Raw genomic sequence first — 17,678 nt, forward strand, 5'->3', positions numbered from 1 at the left:
CAAAAAGCAATAGTCTCACCTCGAATGGTGAGCCATTGCTTTTTGCATAAGTCAGTAATCTAATTAACTTCTCAACCCGCGGCCCTTTTCAATTAAGTACCAACAAACGGCGTAGAGCACAACGATGAACAGAATTAAAATGGAAATAGATAGGAAAATTGGCACATCAATGACCCCAAGAAAGCCGTAACGGAAACCTGAAATCATATAGACAATCGGGTTGACTTTTGAAATAGCCTGCCAAATTGGCGGCAACATAGAGATGGAATAAAAGACCCCACCCAAATACGTTAAAGGCTGTAAGACAAAAGTTGGGACGATCGAGACATCATCAAAAGACTGAGCAAAAATCCCATTTAACAAGCCTGCTAATGAGAACAAAATAGCTGTCATTAGAAGCGTGATAATCACAAACAGCCATGAATGAACAAATAGTGGCACAAAGAAAAGAGAAATAATGGTCACAAGAGCTCCCACTAGGATACTTCGACCAAGACCGCCTATGACAAATCCCCAAATAATAACATGAGTGGGCACTGGTGCAATTAACAGTTCTTCAATATTTTTCTGAAATTTCTGTGAGAAAAAGGAAGAGGCCACATTGGAATAAGCGCTAGTAATAACAGACATCATAATAAGACCGGGCACAATAAATTCCATATAAGAGAAGCCGGCCATCTCGCCAATTCGACCGCCAATCAGATTACCAAAAATAACAAAATAAAGTGAAGTAGTAATCACTGGTGGCACAAGGGTTTGAATCCAAATGCGCAAATAGCGATTGGTTTCTTTGACTGCGAGGCTTTTTAAAGCCGTGTAATAGAGATTAAACATTATTTTCCTCCACTTGGTGTTTGTCTTCGGTAATTTTTAGAAACAGTTCTTCCAAGCGATTGGATTTATTGCGCATGGACAGAACCTTTATGCCTTGTTGGCTAAGCTGTTCGAAAATATCGTTGATCCCTTGATTGCGTTCGACTTCTACGGCTAAGGTTAGCTCATCTTCAAAGGTGCTGTCATAACCGGTAATCTCAGGCTTACGATCAGACGGAGCTAAATCAAAGATAAAGGTTTCAAACTGCAATTTGCCTAAAAGAGATTTCATGCTGGTATTTTCAATTAATTCACCGGATTGAATAATGCCGATATGGCGACAGAGCATTTCGGCTTCCTCCAGATAATGGGTCGTAAGGATAATCGTCGTGCCACTTTCATTTAATTCTCTTAAATAGACCCACATCTCACGCCTTAGTTCAATATCAACACCGGCTGTTGGTTCATCTAGAATCAGCAGGCGAGGTTCATGCATTAAAGCACGGGCAATCATTAAGCGCCGTTTCATTCCCCCCGAAAGCATCCGAGCTCGTTCATGGCGTTTTTCCCAGAGTCCTGATTGTTTTAGATAAGTTTCACTGCGTTTCATGGCTTCTTTGCGAGGGACACCGTAATAACCAGCTTGGTTAACGACGATTTGTTGAACCGTTTCAAAAGGATTAAAGTTGAACTCCTGAGGGACTAAACCGATTTGTTGCTTGGCTCGGACTAAATCAGTGTCAAGATCGTAATCAAAGACTTTGACTTTCCCAGATGTTTTGTTGACCAGTGACGTGATAATGCCAATGGTAGTGGATTTACCTGCACCGTTAGGACCTAATAAAGCGTAAAAGTCGCCTTCTTCGACAGTTAAATTAATCCCACGTAAAGCTTTAACGCCTGTTGCATATTCTTTTTTTAAATTGGTTAGTTCGAGTGCATAGGTCATGTTTTAGTTTTCTCCTTATTGGGTTGGTTACTTGAGGTGTTTTTGGGGCTGCAACTGCAGTCCGAATGTTGGCAAAGACAGGCTTCGCCAGTGGAAAGTAATTGGGTCATGTCGCACATAAAGGATTTAACAAAATCCTCTCTCAAGGTGTAGTGATGCCATTGACTTTGTTTAGTAACAGAAACAATCCCCGCCTTTTCCAGAACTTTCATGTGATGAGAAAGGGTGGGTTGAGTAAAGTCAAAATGGGTTAAAACATCACAGGCACAGAGACTGCCAGATGAAAGAAGATCGATGATTTTCATTCGTTTAGGGTCAGCCATCGCTTTAAGAGTTGCTGAAATTCTGTCATAATTCATGGTGATTCCTCCTCTTACTACAGTCTCCTCTTAGTCCTCATGGTCTTGCATACATAGATTACCATCGATGTTAAATATAGATGATAATCTATGTATTGTCAAGGGGAACAAGCAATAAAATCACCATAGTTAAGAGCCTAGGCGACCTTTCCTAGTATTTGGGACTACCTATGTGATAAACTAAGGCTATTGACATTGTTGACAGTCATTCCTAATCCGTTGCTACAAAGAAATTGATGACAGCAACGTGTCTTTTCGTGTAGTAGTTCATTAGAATTATATAGGCCGGGATGGAGGAAAGGAAGTTGACAACACGTTATTATTTCAGTTGGTTTAATGAGGGGCTACCGGAAAGGTTAATTAAAGCCTTGCAGAGAGATATCAGTGACAGAAAATCCCTGGTGATGATTAATGGGCAACCGACCAAGTTTGATTACCCTGATATCAGCTTGGTAAAAGACAGATGGCTAACACCAGCAAGTATTGTCTTTGATAAGTATCACATGATTGACTATCGGAAAACGAAATCAGAAGCACATCAGCTTTTACAAGAGGCTTCAGTTATTTTTTTATGTGGTGGAGTAACGATGGATCTGCATGAGTTTATCGTAGCTTATGACTTATCAGATGTGATTAATAAAACATCAGGAGTCATTTTAGGCGCAAGTGCTGGGGCGATTAATATGTCTCGTCAATGGCTGTGCTCGAAACAAACAGGAAGTCTGGTTGAAAGGAGTTCCGTATGCGAGGGCCTAGGATTGGATGATTTTTTCTTCTGCTCTAAGGCAAATTTGACCTTAGATGATAATGAGTTGATAGATGAACTTCTGCCTTTGTCCCAACGCTTTGACAGTTATCTAGCAATCAATGAAGGGGCCATCCGTATTAAAAAAGGCCAGATGGGGATTTTTGGGGAGGTCCACCGTTTGTCTCAAGGACAGCTCAAACAAATGCCAGAGACGTTCTAACCACTATTGGCGCACAATTACTGAACAAAACGAAACAAAGCTGGGCAAAGATAACTAGCTTATAAGCGATCCAGTTAATTAAAATAGGCAGCAGAGGAGAAAAAAATGAGAAATATCAAACTAACGATTGAATACGATGGCAGACGCTATCTTGGCTGGCAGCGATTAGGGGACTCTGATAACACCATTCAAGGTAAAATTGAGGGGGTCTTAACACAAATGACGGGTGAACCAGTTGAAATTATCGGCTCGGGACGAACCGATGCAGGGGCTCATGCCAGAGGGCAAGTGGCTAATTTCAAAACTACTTCAACGATTGAACGGGCTAAGATGAGTGAATTTTTGAATCGCTATCTGCCTCAGGATATTATTGTTAAAGATGTGGAAGAAGTTCCTGAAAGATTTCATGCGCGGTACAATGCTAGCGGTAAACAATACAGTTATTATGTGTGGAATAACGTGATTCCATCAGCTTTTGAACGCAATTATAGTTTTCATTATCCCCTGTCATTAGATGTTGAGAAGATGAATGAGGCTTGTCTGAAATTAGTGGGGAAACATGATTTTCTTGGCTTTTCCTCTCTTAAGAAATCAAAAAAATCGACGATCAGAACAATTGAGGAATTGGCGATTGAGCAAGACGGTAGTTTGCTTCGTTTTAGGTTTGTTGGCAATGGCTTCTTGTACAATATGGTCAGAATTATAACCGGAACGCTCTTGGAAATCGGTGCAGGAAAATTACCAGTCGACTCGATTGATGAAATTTTCGAACATCAAATCAGACAGCATGCAGGTGAGACGGTCCCTTCCCATGGATTATTTCTTGATGAGGTCTATTACCGTTAAAGTAGCAAGCTTAAGTCAGTTATAATAACTGACAAAATGAGTTCGGCTGTTATGAGAAAAGTAATAGCTGAACTTGTTTTAAATATATTTTTCGGTTTTGAAAAAAACGGCTGAAAACACTGTCATTCATAACTTTCTTTTCGCTAACGGCTGAATTTTTAGCTTAGCACTGAAAAGAGAGGGCTTGCATTTTTGATTCCCCCACTCTATAATGAGGTTGTATTAATTCTTTTATCTCAAAATACAAAAAAATGTATATTCAAAAAGGAGGAATTTCAATGAGAAAAATAGTCATTGGAGGACAAATCGACAAAGAGGAAGTTAGACAATTGGTTGAAAGTCATGCCGAAGGGAAATTTGACATGACGGTTAAAAGTGATTTAGATGCAGCCATGGCCGTTAAATCAGGACAAGCTGATTTTTATTTAGGGGCATGTAACACAGGTGGCGGTGGAGCATTGGCTATGGCTTTAGCTTTACTAGGGCGGGAAAACTGTGTGACTGTTTCCATGCCGTCAAATGTGATGAGCGAGGCAGAAATTAGAGAAAATGTTCAAGGTGGCAAAAAAGCATTTGGTTTTACTGCTCAACATAAAGAGATTGTCATTCCCATTATTATGGATGAATTAAAGAAATTAAATTAAACGTGTAAGGTGGAGAAAAAATGGAATCTTCGAAGATAGTTGAGTTAATTGCAATTGCTTTGTTAGGTGGTTTAAGTTCAATCTTGGCTAATAAAGGAATTGCCGTTTTTAATGATGGACTACGGCCGATTGTACCGGAGTTTTTAGAGAAAAAAATAGGCAAAAAAGAATTAGCAGCTACCAGTTTTGCTTTAAGTTTTGGTTTAGTAATTGGCTTTGGTATCCCCGTTTCAATTGGAGCCTCAATCTTATTAGTCCACAGTATTTTACTGATGACGGATATTATTGGGTCATGGGCACCAGAAGGTAAAAAGGGCATGGCGATAGCGGGAATTGTTGGCGCTATCTATGGTATTGGTTTAGTCATTGGTCTACAGGCTGTAGTGGATGCGTTTGCTTTGATGCCTGTTAACTTTATTGATTCATTAGCGCAGGTAGGAACGCCAGTTGTGATTGCCTTTAGTATTTTTCCGGCCATTGCAATCGCCAGCCAACATGGGGCCAAAAAGGGATTTATTTCATTTTCAGCCACACTGTTGACGTTGTTTGCAGTTAAAAAATTCGGTACGTTTAACATCGGTAACGGCGCCACCTTAACTCTGAGTGCTGAAGGAATGTCATTATTAGTAGGCATGATCTTTATGATTTATTACGCGATTAAAGTGAAAAGCGATGGCAGTAGTTCAAATGAAAGTCTGGTTAGTATTTTTCTTGAGCGGGTTAATCGGATTAAGAAAAATTGGATGTGGCTGTCAGTGATGGGGGGATTGGTTTCAGCGGCAACCAGTTTGCTGATTATTGCGGGGGATCCGATTTCCTTAAACTTATTGTCAGAAGGGAAATTTAATGAAGCGGCGTTGGCGGCTTTTGCCAGAGGTATTGGTTTTATCCCCCTAGTGTTCTCAACAGCGATTGTCACAGGGGTGTACAGCCCAGCAGGAACAACCTTTGTGTTTGTTGTGGGAATTTTATTAAAAGGTAACCCGATAGTAGCCTTTATTGCAGGGGCTTTAGTGATGTTTGTGGAAGTTCAGCTATTAACTATTATGGCAAAGGCGCTGGATAAATTTCCGGGTATTCGTGAAATGGGAGAACACATTCGAACGGCTATGAATAAAGTATTAGAAGTCGCTTTATTGATTGGTGGTGCCATGGCATCTGAATCAATTGCCCCTGGTATTGGTTATTTCTGGGTGATTGGCCTGTTGTTATTAAATCGTAAAGCGAAAAAACCAGTGGTTGATTTAGCTGTGGGGCCAATTGCCGCCATTAGTTTAGGAATCATTGTGAATATTCTATATTATTTAGGCTTATTCGCCCCAGTAGTACTTTAGAAAGGGGACAGTAAAATGGTGTTAAAAGAAGGCATTACTTATATGCATGAACACACGACCATCGATTTATCCCGCTTAAAAAAGATTGATGATACGAATTTAAATTGTTATGATGAGACTGTTGCAGAATACAAAAAAATGTATTCTAAAGGGGTTCGAAATATTGTCGACGTTACTAATTTGGATATGTGTCGCAATCCTCTTTATGTTCAACGAGTGGCTAAGGAGACAGGAATCAACATTGTCCAAGCTACTGGCTTTTATCAAGAGAAATTTTTGCCAGAATTGGTTACGACTGCGACCATCGATCAACTGGCGGCTTTTATGATCAATGAAATTCAAGTGGGGATTGAGGAAACTGAGATTAAAGCCCAAATTATTGGTGAAATTGGCACAAGTCAAAATCAAATGACTAAACGAGAAGAGAAAGTATTTAAAGCATCAGTGATTGCCCAACAGGCCACAGGTGTGCCAATTACCACTCACACCACCTTAGGGACTTTTGGTCATGAACAGGTGGGTTTCTTTAAAGACAATCAAGCTGATTTAAACAAGATTGTAATTGGGCATGTTGATTTGACCGGCGATGTTGACTATATTTTGCATATGCTGGATCAAGGTGTCTACGTCGAGTTTGATACAATTGGGAAAGAGAACTATCAGCCGGATTCGTTGCGAATTGCGATGTTAAAAGAGATTGAAAAAAGAGGCTATTCCGATAAAGTCTTTTTATCGATGGATATTACCCGTAAATCCAATTTGGAATACATGGGCGGCATGGGCTATTCCTACTTGCTGGATACCTTTATCCCTCAAGCTTTGGAAAAAGGGGTTTCTCAAGACTTTATCACGAAAATGCTGGAACAAAATCCACATGAATTTATGAATAGGAAGTGAATAAGATGACCGTTTATCCATTAAAAAGTTTAACGATTGAGGAAGCTATTGAGCTACAGTTTCAATTAGTTGATTCAATCACGCAATTTTTTCCAGGGAATGAGATTCTGACACGGGGTGATTTAGGGGTTGTCAAAGGGCTGAATCAACCAAGGTTCACCTATCAAGTTGAAAAAGTATTGGCCCATTTTTTTAAAGCGGACAATTGCATGCTCGTTCGCGGGGCAGGGACCAATGCCATTAGACTAGCGCTTCATGCTGCTATTGGTGCTGGCGGGACGTTACTGGTTCATCAGGCACCCGTTTACCCAACGACACAGGTTTCAATTGAAATGCTAGGTATTCAAACGGTTTCTGCTGATTTTAATCAGTTATCAGACGTAAAAGAAGTTCTTCAAAGAGAATCAGTTGATGGTATCTTGATTCAAGTGACCCGCCAAAAAATGGATGATTCTTACGATTTAGCTGAATTAATCAGGACCATTAGAAGCATAAATGATACAATACCTATTGTAACGGATGATAATTATTCGGCATTGAAAACCAGTGGTATCGGTTCGCAATTTGGTGGCAGTTTGGCCTGCTTTTCAACCTTTAAATTGCTAGGACCAGAAGGCGTAGGCTGTATTGTTGGCGATGATGCCTTTATTAACCGATTAAAAGGAGAAAATTATTCCGGTGGTGGGCAAGTTCAAGGACATGAAGCCTTGGACGTTCTCAAGGGATTGATTTATGCACCGGTTTCTCTGGCCATTTCAGCCAAGGTTAGCGATGAAATCTGTCAGCGTATTAATCAAGGGGAAGTTCCTGGTTTAGCAGAAGCGTTTGTCGTCAATGCCCAGTCTAAAGTAGTGATTGTTAAGTTACAAGACAATAACGCCAAAGACGTCATTGAGGCGGCTACGACACTAGGCGCCCTGCCTCATCCAGTAGGGGCAGAATCCCAATATGAATTCTCGCCACTTGTTTATCGAGTGTCAGGGACATTTCGCTCTGTGGATCCAACAGCAGAAGAGACGATGATTAGAATTAATCCAAACCGAGCTGGGGCAGAGACGATTTTAAAACTATTAAAAAATTCCATGAAACTAGTAAAGAAATGAGGCGTTTAGATTGAGCAAAAAATTCTTAACCAAAAAAGGCATTATTGTTAATTATTTGGCATCAGATTTACTCCAATTAAAAAAGGGAGATAAGATGCCTAGTATTTCTGACTATCAAGAAAAATATGGGGTGGCTCGAGGAACGGTTCAGAATGCGTTAAATTACTTGAAATCTGAAGACGCCCTTGAAACAAAAAATAGCGGCCATTTGGGAACTTATATAGAAGAAATCAATTATGCCATTTTGCAAGAATATGCTCTTTCTGAAGCCATATTAGGTACCATGACCTTGCCCTACTCAAGATTATATGAAGGGATGGCAACAGGTATTTACGAAGGATTTAAAGAGAATAAGCTAAAATTAAATTTAGCCTATATTCGTGGCTCCAAGGAGAGAGTACGCTCAATTACCATGAAAACCTACCGCTTTGCTGTGGTTTCCAGATTCGCCGCTAATCGTGCTATTGAGCAGGGAGATCCTGTTGAAGTTGTCATTGATTTTGGCAATCACACTTATTTAAGTGAACATGTGCTGTTATTTGCTAATTTGGAAAACGATCACATTAAAGATGGCATGAGAGTGGCCATTGATTATAGTTCACTGGATCAGCAGATGTTGACAATGGATAGTATTCAAGGTAAAGAAGTGACATTTGTTGAAATGCCAGGGCACCAAATCATTCATTCCTTAAAAAGCAATCACATAGACGCAGGTATTTGGAATTTTGATGAAATTCGTGATAAAAATTATGAAGACCTCAATTATGTAACCTTAGATAATAAACTGGAACAGGACATGGGAGCCTCTGTGATTATCTGTCACCAAGAAGATTCCTCCATGAAAGCTTTTTTTGCTAAAAGCTTTAACAGCCAACAAGTATTAAAAATTCAAGAAGAGGTTGTCGAAGGGACGATTATCCCAAGATATTAAAGGAGTATGTAGATGATAAAGCAAAAACTTGAGATATTAGTCGAGTCACAAATTATAGAAGAAGAGACACAGCGTTATGTGTTAAGAGTATTGGATTATTTATTGGAAAAACAACTAATTGAAGAGACCGGAAAAGCCGATGTCTTTTTAACTCATTTAGCAATGGCAGATGCTAGAAGAAAAAAGAATGAATCTATCGCAAGTTTAGATGAGTTTATTTTAGCTGAAATAGTAAGTGATCCCACCTATCTTCATTCAAAAGAATTGTGGCAAGATCTGGAAAAAATGACGGAGAATCAATTTGAAGAAGCTGAATTGGATTATTTTTATCTTCACATTATTAATATGTTAAAGGAGGATTAGGATGTTTTTAGATGTCACTAAACGTAGAAATCCTCAATTAATTAAAGTGGCTACCCAGTTGCATCAGGCAGGGGAAATACTCCCTGATACTTACGTGTTGGATTTGGATACCATTGTAGAAAATGCTAAAATTTTGAAAAAAAATGCGGATAAAGTAGGCATCGAATTGTTTTATATGACAAAGCAATTGGGGCGCAACCCTCTAGTAGCTGAAAAAATCAGAGCAGCAGGCATCGATGCTGCGGTTGTCGTGGATTATAAAGAGGCCTTGGTGATGATGGAACACGGTTTACCCATTGGTAATGTGGGCCATCTAGTTCAAGTACCAAAACAGTTGTTAAAAAAAATGGTGGCGTATCGCCCCCAATTTATGACTGTTTTTTCAATTGAGAGTATTGAGCAAATTAATGAAATAGCCAAAGAATTGAAGGTCAAGCAAAAGCTACTGATTAAAATGATTGAAACGGCAGATGAAGTTTATGAAGGACAATTTGGAGGCTTTCACTTAGCTGATTTACCCGAGCTGGCGAAGAAATGTCAGGAACTTAGCCATATTGAACTGGCAGGAATTACGTCCTTTCCTTGCTTTTTGTTTAATGGTGTCGATGAGTTGACTTTGACTCATAATGTTCAAACTATTCAAAAGGCCCGCGAACTGTTACAAGCTGAAGGGATCGTCATAAATGAGGTTAATATTCCCTCTGCTACTTGTAGTAAAACCCTGCCAATGATCAAACAAATCAATGGCACCCAAGGAGAGCCAGGGCATGCTCTAACAGGGACAACGCCCTTACATGCGAAAATGGACTTGGAAGAACTGCCAGCTATGGTGTATGTTAGTGAGATATCTCATAATTTAGATGGTAAAGGATACTTTTATGGCGGGGGCTATTATCGACGTGGCCACTTGGAGCAGATTTTAGTCATGGATCAAGCCGACGAATCACAAGACGAGGTCGTTCCATTTGGCAATGACAGCATTGATTATTATTTGACAAGTCAACAGGCTCATCCAGTAGGGGCTACGGTGATTGCGGCCTTTAGAACCCAGATATTTGTAACGCGAAGCGATGTGGCAGTGGTGTCGGGAATAAAAACAGGACAACCAAAAATAGAAGGCATCTACAACAGCCAAGGAAATTTAATTAGAAGGTGAAATAATGAGTAGATTTGTGGTCATTGTATTAGATAGTTTTGGCGTTGGCGCCATGGCCGATGTGCCTCAAGTCAGACCAAGAGACTGTGGCAGCAGTACAGCTGGTCATATTATCGCCCAACTACCGGATATTAACTTGCCAACTTTAGAAAAATTAGGTCTAATGAATAGTCTAGGGTATGAAATAGGCCATCATAAATTTTCAACAGAGGCAGTTTTTGGTACGGCCAATTTAGCTCATCACGGGGCAGACTCTTTTTTGGGCCATCAGGAAATTATGGGAACCACACCTAAAGTACCTTTAATTCAACCCTTCAATCAAAAAATCGATGAGGTTGAAGCCAATTTGTGCCAACAGGGCTATCAGGTTCGTCGTGTTGGTGAAGTGGGGACACAAATTTTGGTAGTGAATGAGTCTGCAACCGTTGGCGATAATTTGGAAACCGATTATGGACAAGTATATAATGTCTCAGCTTGTCTGGATTTAATCGACTTTAAGGAGCTAGCGAAGATAGGTCACGTCGTCCGAGAGGTTGTTCAAGTCTCTCGTGTGATTGCCTTTGGAGGGGAAGCTGTTACCTTCGCCGACTTACTTGGCGCCATTAAAACGAAAAATAATGAAATAGCAGGTGTGGATGCACCAGAATCAGGTGTTTATAATCAGGGCTACCAAGTGGTTCATCTAGGATATGGTATTAATAAAAGCGTTCAAACCCCAACGCTGTTGGATCAAAAACAAGTGACTGTTTCTTTTCTGGGGAAAGTTGCTGATATTGTTCAAACGGATAGCGAACGGTTGTTTCCAGGTGTCGATTCAACTTATCTTTTTGATTGCTTAGTGAAAGAAATTAAGCAGATTAAAGATGGGTTTATCGCCTTAAACATTCAGGAAACAGACTTGGCAGGACACGCAGAAGATGTCTCTCGCTACGCTGACAGACTAGAGTTAAGTGATCGCCGGATTGCAGAAGTATTGCCACTATTAACCAAGGGAGATATTCTGGTTGTTATGGCCGATCACGGAAATGATCCAACAATTGGTCACAGCAATCACACTAGAGAACGGGTTCCTTTGCTGATTTATAGTCCAGGCATTCGTTCTAAAACGATTGGTGAACGGGCCACTTTAGCCGATGTTGGGGCAACGGTAGCTGACTTTTTTCAGGTGCCTTCTCCTCAAAATGGCACCTCATTTTTAACTGAATTAGTTGATTAAATAAGCAAAAAACTGGAAGTTGAGGGTGACCTTCCAGTTTTTTGCGATTTGATTAATAGGTTAAAACGAGCAGACGTATTACCTTATTGGATGATTCGATAGAACAAACAAAGAAGAAATGGAGCTGATTTTATGGAGAATAGAGTGGCAACTTATGCCAAAAAAAGTTGTTTAGGCATGCTGAATCCGGCACACTCTGTCAAAAAAGTATTTCCTAATAGCATCGATTTTATTACGGAAACAAGCGGGCACTATATCGGTATTAAAGAGGCAGAAGGTATTTCGCCATCCTTTGTAGCCAGTTTAGCAGCACTTGGTTATTATCATCATACCATTGACAAAGCAAGTCACGCCGGTCGAGGAATAGACATTGACTTGAAAAATCCAATTACTGGACGATATATGACAGGATCTTCCAGTGGCACGGCTTTGAATGTCTTTTTGGGAATAAATGACGTGGGAGTTGGGACAGATGGCGGGGGATCAGTGCTAGGACCTGCCATTAGTCTCAATTTATACAGTGTCATTCACCCGGAATTGGGAAAGTGCGGCCAAGAAATGGTCAAAGAGAAATACTCAACAGATGGGCTACGCTTTACTCCCTCAATTGGCTTTATGGCCAGGGAGCTAGAGCCAATTGAAGATTTGCTTGGTTACTTGTTTACCAGAGTATCAGAGCCCCAGGAATCATTTGCTATTTGTTTGGATGAGAAGCTAATTGATTTAAAGGCAACTTTAGATAAGATAAGTAATAGAATTAGCTTGAATCCATTCACCGATAAGTATTCTGGGGAACGACAAGCCTTAATCAATCAGTTAAATCAGCTGTTAGAAAAAAATGATGTAATTATTTCTGAAGAAGGTCCAGTAGATGTGGCGGGGATTGGTGATACAATTTTTGGACATTTTGATAAACAAACGAAGGCACAACAAATTGCTGCTTGTAAAGGATTTATCAGAGTAGTCAATATGGCAAAAGCGATTGCTATAACGGTTCCTACAGGCGAATTAGGCAAAGGGTATGTCTTGATTTGTAAAAATACTGAGACTGGATTGGGTCAGATATTAGCAGTGGCAAAACTCTTACAGACTACGCAAGATGAGTTAATAACACAGTATTTTGGCAATCTCAATCATTATTTTCTTCATGGTGTTTGACTTTTACCAATCTTATTACCAGTTATATCTGAGCCAAGCCTAACTTAACTTGGCATCCTAGTTAAATGAGACCATAATAGGGGAAATATTAGCTGAAAATGTTATAATTAATTAGATACATCTCGTAAACTAATTCGAAGATCTCCGTCCACTGTGATTAGTTGCAGGACTATAGAGCTGAGCGAACATGACATAAAATAACTAGGAGGCCAGATATGAGTAAAAATAATGAGACATTTTATGACGATCTACTTCAAAAAATAAATATGGAAGAATCAAAGTTAAAAAGTGTGAATTTTATCATTGCTGGTAAAAGTGGCGTTGGTAAGTCAACCTTAATTAATCAGACCTTTAGAGAAGAGTTAGCAGCAACGGGAATTGGTAAACCTGTTACCAAACAAATTGAATTAATCGAAAAAATAGGTGTACCAGTTAGATTGTATGATACGGTTGGCTTAGAGCTTGATAAAAAAACTCAAAAAAAATCGTTAAAAGATATTAAAGATCTCGTTAAAGAGTCTCGAAAAAAAGAAGATGGCAATGAAGCCATTCACTGCATGTGGTATTGTGTTGCAGGGAATGGTGATCGTTTCGAAGATACTGAAAAAGAATTTATCGAAGATGTGGCCAAACTGGGAATTCCAGTAATTTTAGTTTTGACTAAGTCTTATAGTAAGTCCTCTGCTATAAAATTTAAAGTAGCTATTCAAGAGATGGCGTTAAATGTGAAAGATATTGTGATACTGTGTGCGGAAGCAACAGATGAGCAAGAAGCTTATGGCTTGGATGACTTGATTTTAGCTACCAGTAAAGTTTTACCGGATTCGATCCAAACATCTTTTATGAACGCCCAAAAGGTTTCAAGAGATTTAAAAGACAAGCAAGCCAGAAAGGTGATTGACGCGGTAGTCCTAACGACCTTTGGTCAAGGCTTTATTCCAATCCCTTTTTCTGATGCGCCAATCTTGATTGCCTCGCAAACAGGAATGTTGGCCAAAATCACCTCTGTTTATGGCATAAAAATTGAGAAAAAAGGGGTTGAAACCATTGCTGGTGGTCTTATTGGGATTACCGGGACAACGGTTGGTGGGAAAAGCATTGTCAGTTCTATTTTCAAATTTTTCCCAGGGTTAGGCACGATTGCTGGTGGCATGGTGTCAGGTAGCACGGCCGCCATCCTGACAAAACTTTTGGGTGAAGCGTATATTCAATTGATCAATTTGATCATCGATGAGAAAATCAATCTCAGCGATTTAAATGAATCAGAAATGAAAGAAATCTTGCTGGGATTAATCAAAGGGGCCTCAACGTCTGTCTTTAAAAAGTAAGTAGATGGAGACCAAAAAGGCTATCAGCTAATAGGGGCTGATGGTCTTTTTTTTTATTTGGGGTCTATCGAGAGGTCAGTATTTATCAAATCGTGTTAAACTAGTATTAACAGGAAATTAGACAAAGGAGAGTTTAACATGCCAAGAAAATATGATAAAAAACGGTTAAATGAGATGCTGAATAAACAAGAAACCGGCCTTGTAGATAAGGTAGAGATTGTATTTAAGAATATGCCTGATTGTGATATTAAAGGGGCGATGGAACCTAGATTATATAAAGATATGAAAAAAGTGGCCTTATTGACTCGGTTATTGCCGAAAAGTGTGCTGAAATTGGAAATGAATACGGCTTCAATAAAGAAGTTGCGCAAGATGTTTAACAACGTCGACAGTACGCCAATTATTGATAAGGGAGTTGACGTGATAACGGATAGTTTTTTAGCTGCTGATGGTGGAGAGATTCCCATTCATTGTTTCAAATCTCAAGAGACTCTGGAAAATGCCCCTATCTTGTATTTTATCCATGGAGGAGGTTTTTTTGCTGGCAGTACAGCAGTTGTAGCAGATATGCTGAAACTTCTAGTGGCTAATACCGGAATACTAGCTTTTTCGGTTGATTATCGCTTAGCACCAGAACATCCATATCCTACCAGTCATGAAGATTGCTACAGCGGTTTATTATGGTTGCACCAACACGCCAGTCAGTTTGGAGGAGACCCTGATCAGATATTTGTTGGAGGAGACAGTGCTGGTGGCAACTTGACGCTGTATTGTGCCAATCGCGCCCTTGAAGACCAGCTAGACTTAATAAAAGGGCAACTCATCCTCTATCCAACCGTTAATATGGGTGGCGTTCAAGATGAGTATGTGAGATTTACAAAAGATAAATTTGACATTTATGACAAACAAGCCAAGGTGATTAACCTGTCCTTGGATATGTTGAGGGGTCTTGGTGACGGTTTGGGGCAGATTTTGGGAACAACGGACTTAATGACCCCTTACTTGACCCCTTATATGGCAGTTAATCCGAAGTTACCGCCGACTTTTATAGCAGTAGGTGAACACGATTTTTTAAAAATAGAGACCTTAGCATACGCCCGTAAGCTTGTGATGGCAGGGGTGGAAACAAAGACGATTGTTTATAAAGGATTAGGACATGCCTTTATCGATCGAATTGGTTATTTACCGCAAAGTGAAGACTGCGTCATAGAGATGGGAAAGTTTATCTTAAACCATCGGAGTTAAGACAGGCGCGGAAATCGCTATCTCTTAAATCAATCGGAAACCCTGTCTCAATAAGAACGAACTCATTTATTAGCCAAAAAGCTAGCATGGAAGTACCCGCGGAGAAAGGTAGTGGGTGGCGCCATTGACCCATTTATTAAATTGATAGGTCAAAATTAGTCACTGTTATAAAGATAGTGATTCTTTTTGTAACCTTTTCCTAATGTTCGAGGTATGGAGAAGAACAAACTTAGGAATCGTTTGTACAGAATGTGGAGTAAGTTGGAAACAGAGGAAATAAAAGAGACTCTAAAGCCTGTGGAAAGCCTTAAAGTGACACCAAAGGTAGAAAGTGAGTCTGACGGCCACGGATTACCAGTAAAAAGAGTTAGTAACTGAACCAGAAGAAGTGACACGGTTTCCTGATAGTTTAGTGAAACAACCAACTGGCAATAAACTCTAATAAGACAACCAGTATCTGTCTCAGTAGATTAAATAACTTAACTGGAGCGATTGCTAATAAGTGTTATTAAATGAACCGAATACTCAGACTGCTGAAAATAGGCAGTCTGAGTATTTTTGGCGTGATTTTAGGGGATTAAAATTGCTAAATTTTTAGGGAAGAATTACAATAAAATTAAGTTATGTGTGTTATTTCGTTATAAAAGGTATCTTTATTGTATAGTTTAATGGATAAAGTTTTCTTGATGCTTATTCAGCAATTGTTTAAACTGAAAAAAGCCATCTTATTCCTAGGCTTCACTGGAATCCTTGAGCTTTTTGGGAAATAAGTGGCAATAACTTGGGATGGTTATAAGATAACTAAAAGAATCGTGAGCTATCATGATGAAAAGGTGTTTTGAGGAGTGAAGTGAGATGAAAAAGAAGGTTATTATAGGGACTATAGGGGTGTTATTGGTGTTTGTTGTTATTTTTTGGCGGACACCTATGTTGATTCGGGGACCGGGGAATTTAGTGAGTTTGGAAAAGGCCGTTCAGGTGAATCATGAAAAAGATCAAAATAAAGGCCGTTTTTACGTGACAGTGGTTCAAACAAGATCGGCCACCTTGTGGGAGATGATAAGGACGTTTAATGATCCTTTTCGTGAAGTTGTGAACCAGGAAACTGCCAATAATGGTTTGCCCACAGAGGCTTCTCGCTTACTACAACGGAACGCGATGAATACGTCTCAGAACGCTGCGAAGAAGTTGGCCTTGGATTTGGCTGGAAAACAAGGGGAGTTGGCTTATGAAGGGATTTTTATTTTAACAGCTTCCAAAGAATCTGGTTTACAAGGGAAGATCATGACAGGGGATCAGGTTATAACAGTAGATGATTATTTTTTTAATCAGTCCTCTGACATGTTGACCTACTTACAAAATCGAGCCATCGGTGACGAGGTAGTCCTTGAAATAAAGCGTGAAGGAACTAAAAAGATAGTGACCGGAACGGTTGATCTGAATGAGAACACCGGCCGTCATTCTTTGGGCATCCAGTTTTTGGATCGAACTGAGTTAATCAGTGAAATCCCTGTTGACATCGATTTGGGAGCAGTTGGTGGGCCCTCTGCTGGTCTGATGTTTACCTTACAGATGTATACCATGGCTTCAAATCACGATTTAAGACAAGGTCGCAACATCGCTGGAACGGGAGCAATTACCTTGGATGGTCAAGTGACACGAGTTGGTGGTATAGCTGAAAAAGTATATTCAGCAGCTAATGGTGGGGCTGTTGCTTTCTTAGTCCCCGATGATCCTATCTCTGAAGAATTCCGTGAGTATTTTCCAGAGGCTCAAAGCAATTATCAGGAAGCTATAGAGGCTAATAAAAAATTGGAGACAGAGATGGTAATTGTACCAGTAAAGAGGGTACAAGAGGCTATCGATTGGTTATCAAAAACAGGAAATAAATAAAATGACGTATCGGAAAGGATGAAGATGATGAAAAAGAAATATGTGTTATCGGCTATCGTGTTACTTGGCGTGGTGATTTTAGGGGCATGTGGCCAAAAGAAAACCGAGTCAGAGAGCAGTGGAAGCAGTAGCAGTAGTGAGATCACTAGCAGTTCAACAGAGAACCAACAAAGGGATTCAGAAGTATTGATTGGCAAGGTGAAAGAAGGCACAACTTCAGAGGATCAACGATTGTTATTGGAAAGCTTAGTTCCAGCGGAAAAAGACTCGGAAACAATCCCCTTTCAGGAAGTTGTGTTGCTGACAAATGACGTTAAGATTGTTGATGGTGATGACCAAGAGGTAACGGTAGATAAGCTTGAGCCAGGAACGACGATTGAGGTGACCTTAGTTAAAAACAGTCCCGTGGCGAGTTCCTTACCACCACAAATACCAGGAATGAGTATTGTAAAAATAGTGGTTCCTTAGTTAATAG

At 39.8% G+C, this 17,678-nt stretch carries 18 protein-coding genes; 15 read left to right on the top strand and 3 right to left on the bottom strand.

Features of this window, described 5'->3' with window-relative positions:
- Positions 1-63 precede the first annotated feature (63 nt).
- Genes RWN13_RS03680 through RWN13_RS03690 form a run of 3 tightly spaced genes read right to left on the bottom strand, consistent with a single transcriptional unit; the run spans position 64 to position 2,121 of the window.
- On the bottom strand, positions 64-834 hold the full coding sequence (locus RWN13_RS03680; protein ID WP_314060627.1) for an ABC transporter permease: 771 nt from the start codon (positions 832-834) through the stop codon (positions 64-66).
- Positions 827-1,762 carry an ABC transporter ATP-binding protein gene (locus RWN13_RS03685; protein ID WP_314060629.1) on the bottom strand — a complete coding sequence of 312 codons (936 nt, stop codon included), beginning with the start codon at positions 1,760-1,762 and terminating at the stop codon, positions 827-829. Before RWN13_RS03685 ends, RWN13_RS03680 begins: the two co-directional genes overlap by 8 nt.
- Positions 1,759-2,121, bottom strand: a complete 363-nt coding sequence (locus RWN13_RS03690; protein ID WP_314060631.1) for a metalloregulator ArsR/SmtB family transcription factor — start codon at positions 2,119-2,121, stop codon at positions 1,759-1,761. The genes RWN13_RS03685 and RWN13_RS03690 overlap by 4 nt, the downstream gene beginning before the upstream one ends.
- Positions 2,122-2,426: 305 nt before the next feature.
- Between RWN13_RS03690 and RWN13_RS03695 the strand changes: the two genes are divergently transcribed.
- From RWN13_RS03695 to RWN13_RS03765, 15 genes are all read left to right on the top strand, one after another.
- On the top strand, positions 2,427-3,089 hold the full coding sequence (locus RWN13_RS03695; RefSeq protein ID WP_314060634.1) for a Type 1 glutamine amidotransferase-like domain-containing protein: 663 nt from the start codon (positions 2,427-2,429) through the stop codon (positions 3,087-3,089).
- Between the two features lie 105 nt (positions 3,090-3,194).
- Positions 3,195-3,935, top strand: coding sequence for a tRNA pseudouridine(38-40) synthase TruA (gene truA, locus RWN13_RS03700; protein ID WP_314060636.1), 741 nt, complete (start codon positions 3,195-3,197; stop codon positions 3,933-3,935).
- Positions 3,936-4,213: 278 nt separating this feature from the next.
- Complete coding sequence (locus RWN13_RS03705; RefSeq protein WP_314060637.1) at positions 4,214-4,579, top strand: DUF2620 domain-containing protein; 366 nt, start codon at positions 4,214-4,216, stop codon at positions 4,577-4,579.
- A 20-nt stretch (positions 4,580-4,599) separates the two neighbouring features.
- Complete coding sequence (locus tag RWN13_RS03710; protein ID WP_314060639.1) at positions 4,600-5,913, top strand: YhfT family protein; 1,314 nt, start codon at positions 4,600-4,602, stop codon at positions 5,911-5,913.
- Between the two features lie 18 nt (positions 5,914-5,931).
- Positions 5,932-6,810 carry a phosphotriesterase gene (locus tag RWN13_RS03715; protein WP_399553633.1) on the top strand — a complete coding sequence of 293 codons (879 nt, stop codon included), beginning with the start codon at positions 5,932-5,934 and terminating at the stop codon, positions 6,808-6,810.
- Positions 6,811-6,815: 5 nt separating this feature from the next.
- Positions 6,816-7,913: an aminotransferase gene (locus RWN13_RS03720; RefSeq protein WP_314060643.1), complete on the top strand. Its 1,098-nt coding sequence runs from the start codon at positions 6,816-6,818 to the stop codon at positions 7,911-7,913.
- A gap of 10 nt (positions 7,914-7,923) precedes the next feature.
- On the top strand, positions 7,924-8,844 hold the full coding sequence (gene yhfZ, locus RWN13_RS03725) for a GntR family transcriptional regulator YhfZ (protein ID WP_314060644.1): 921 nt from the start codon (positions 7,924-7,926) through the stop codon (positions 8,842-8,844).
- A 12-nt stretch (positions 8,845-8,856) separates the two neighbouring features.
- A complete protein-coding gene (locus RWN13_RS03730; RefSeq protein WP_314060646.1) occupies positions 8,857-9,207 on the top strand; it encodes a hypothetical protein in 351 nt (116 codons plus the stop codon).
- Position 9,208: 1 nt separating this feature from the next.
- Positions 9,209-10,363: an alanine racemase gene (locus RWN13_RS03735; protein ID WP_314060649.1), complete on the top strand. Its 1,155-nt coding sequence runs from the start codon at positions 9,209-9,211 to the stop codon at positions 10,361-10,363.
- 4 nt (positions 10,364-10,367) lie between these two features.
- Positions 10,368-11,579, top strand: coding sequence for a phosphopentomutase (locus RWN13_RS03740; RefSeq protein ID WP_314060651.1), 1,212 nt, complete (start codon positions 10,368-10,370; stop codon positions 11,577-11,579).
- A 132-nt stretch (positions 11,580-11,711) separates the two neighbouring features.
- Positions 11,712-12,737 carry a hypothetical protein gene (locus tag RWN13_RS03745; RefSeq protein ID WP_314060653.1) on the top strand — a complete coding sequence of 342 codons (1,026 nt, stop codon included), beginning with the start codon at positions 11,712-11,714 and terminating at the stop codon, positions 12,735-12,737.
- A gap of 215 nt (positions 12,738-12,952) precedes the next feature.
- Positions 12,953-14,065 carry a GTPase gene (locus tag RWN13_RS03750; RefSeq protein WP_314060654.1) on the top strand — a complete coding sequence of 371 codons (1,113 nt, stop codon included), beginning with the start codon at positions 12,953-12,955 and terminating at the stop codon, positions 14,063-14,065.
- A 138-nt stretch (positions 14,066-14,203) separates the two neighbouring features.
- Entirely contained in the window at positions 14,204-15,310 is a 1,107-nt protein-coding gene (locus tag RWN13_RS03755; RefSeq protein ID WP_314060655.1) for an alpha/beta hydrolase, read from the top strand.
- Positions 15,311-16,165: 855 nt separating this feature from the next.
- A complete protein-coding gene (locus tag RWN13_RS03760; protein ID WP_314060656.1) occupies positions 16,166-17,203 on the top strand; it encodes a SepM family pheromone-processing serine protease in 1,038 nt (345 codons plus the stop codon).
- Between the two features lie 27 nt (positions 17,204-17,230).
- Positions 17,231-17,671, top strand: a complete 441-nt coding sequence (locus RWN13_RS03765; RefSeq protein ID WP_314060658.1) for a hypothetical protein — start codon at positions 17,231-17,233, stop codon at positions 17,669-17,671.
- Positions 17,672-17,678: the final 7 nt, after the last annotated feature.

Origin of the sequence: uncultured Vagococcus sp., assembly GCF_963518325.1 — a bacterium.
Classification (GTDB): Bacteria; Bacillota; Bacilli; order Lactobacillales; family Vagococcaceae; genus Vagococcus_D.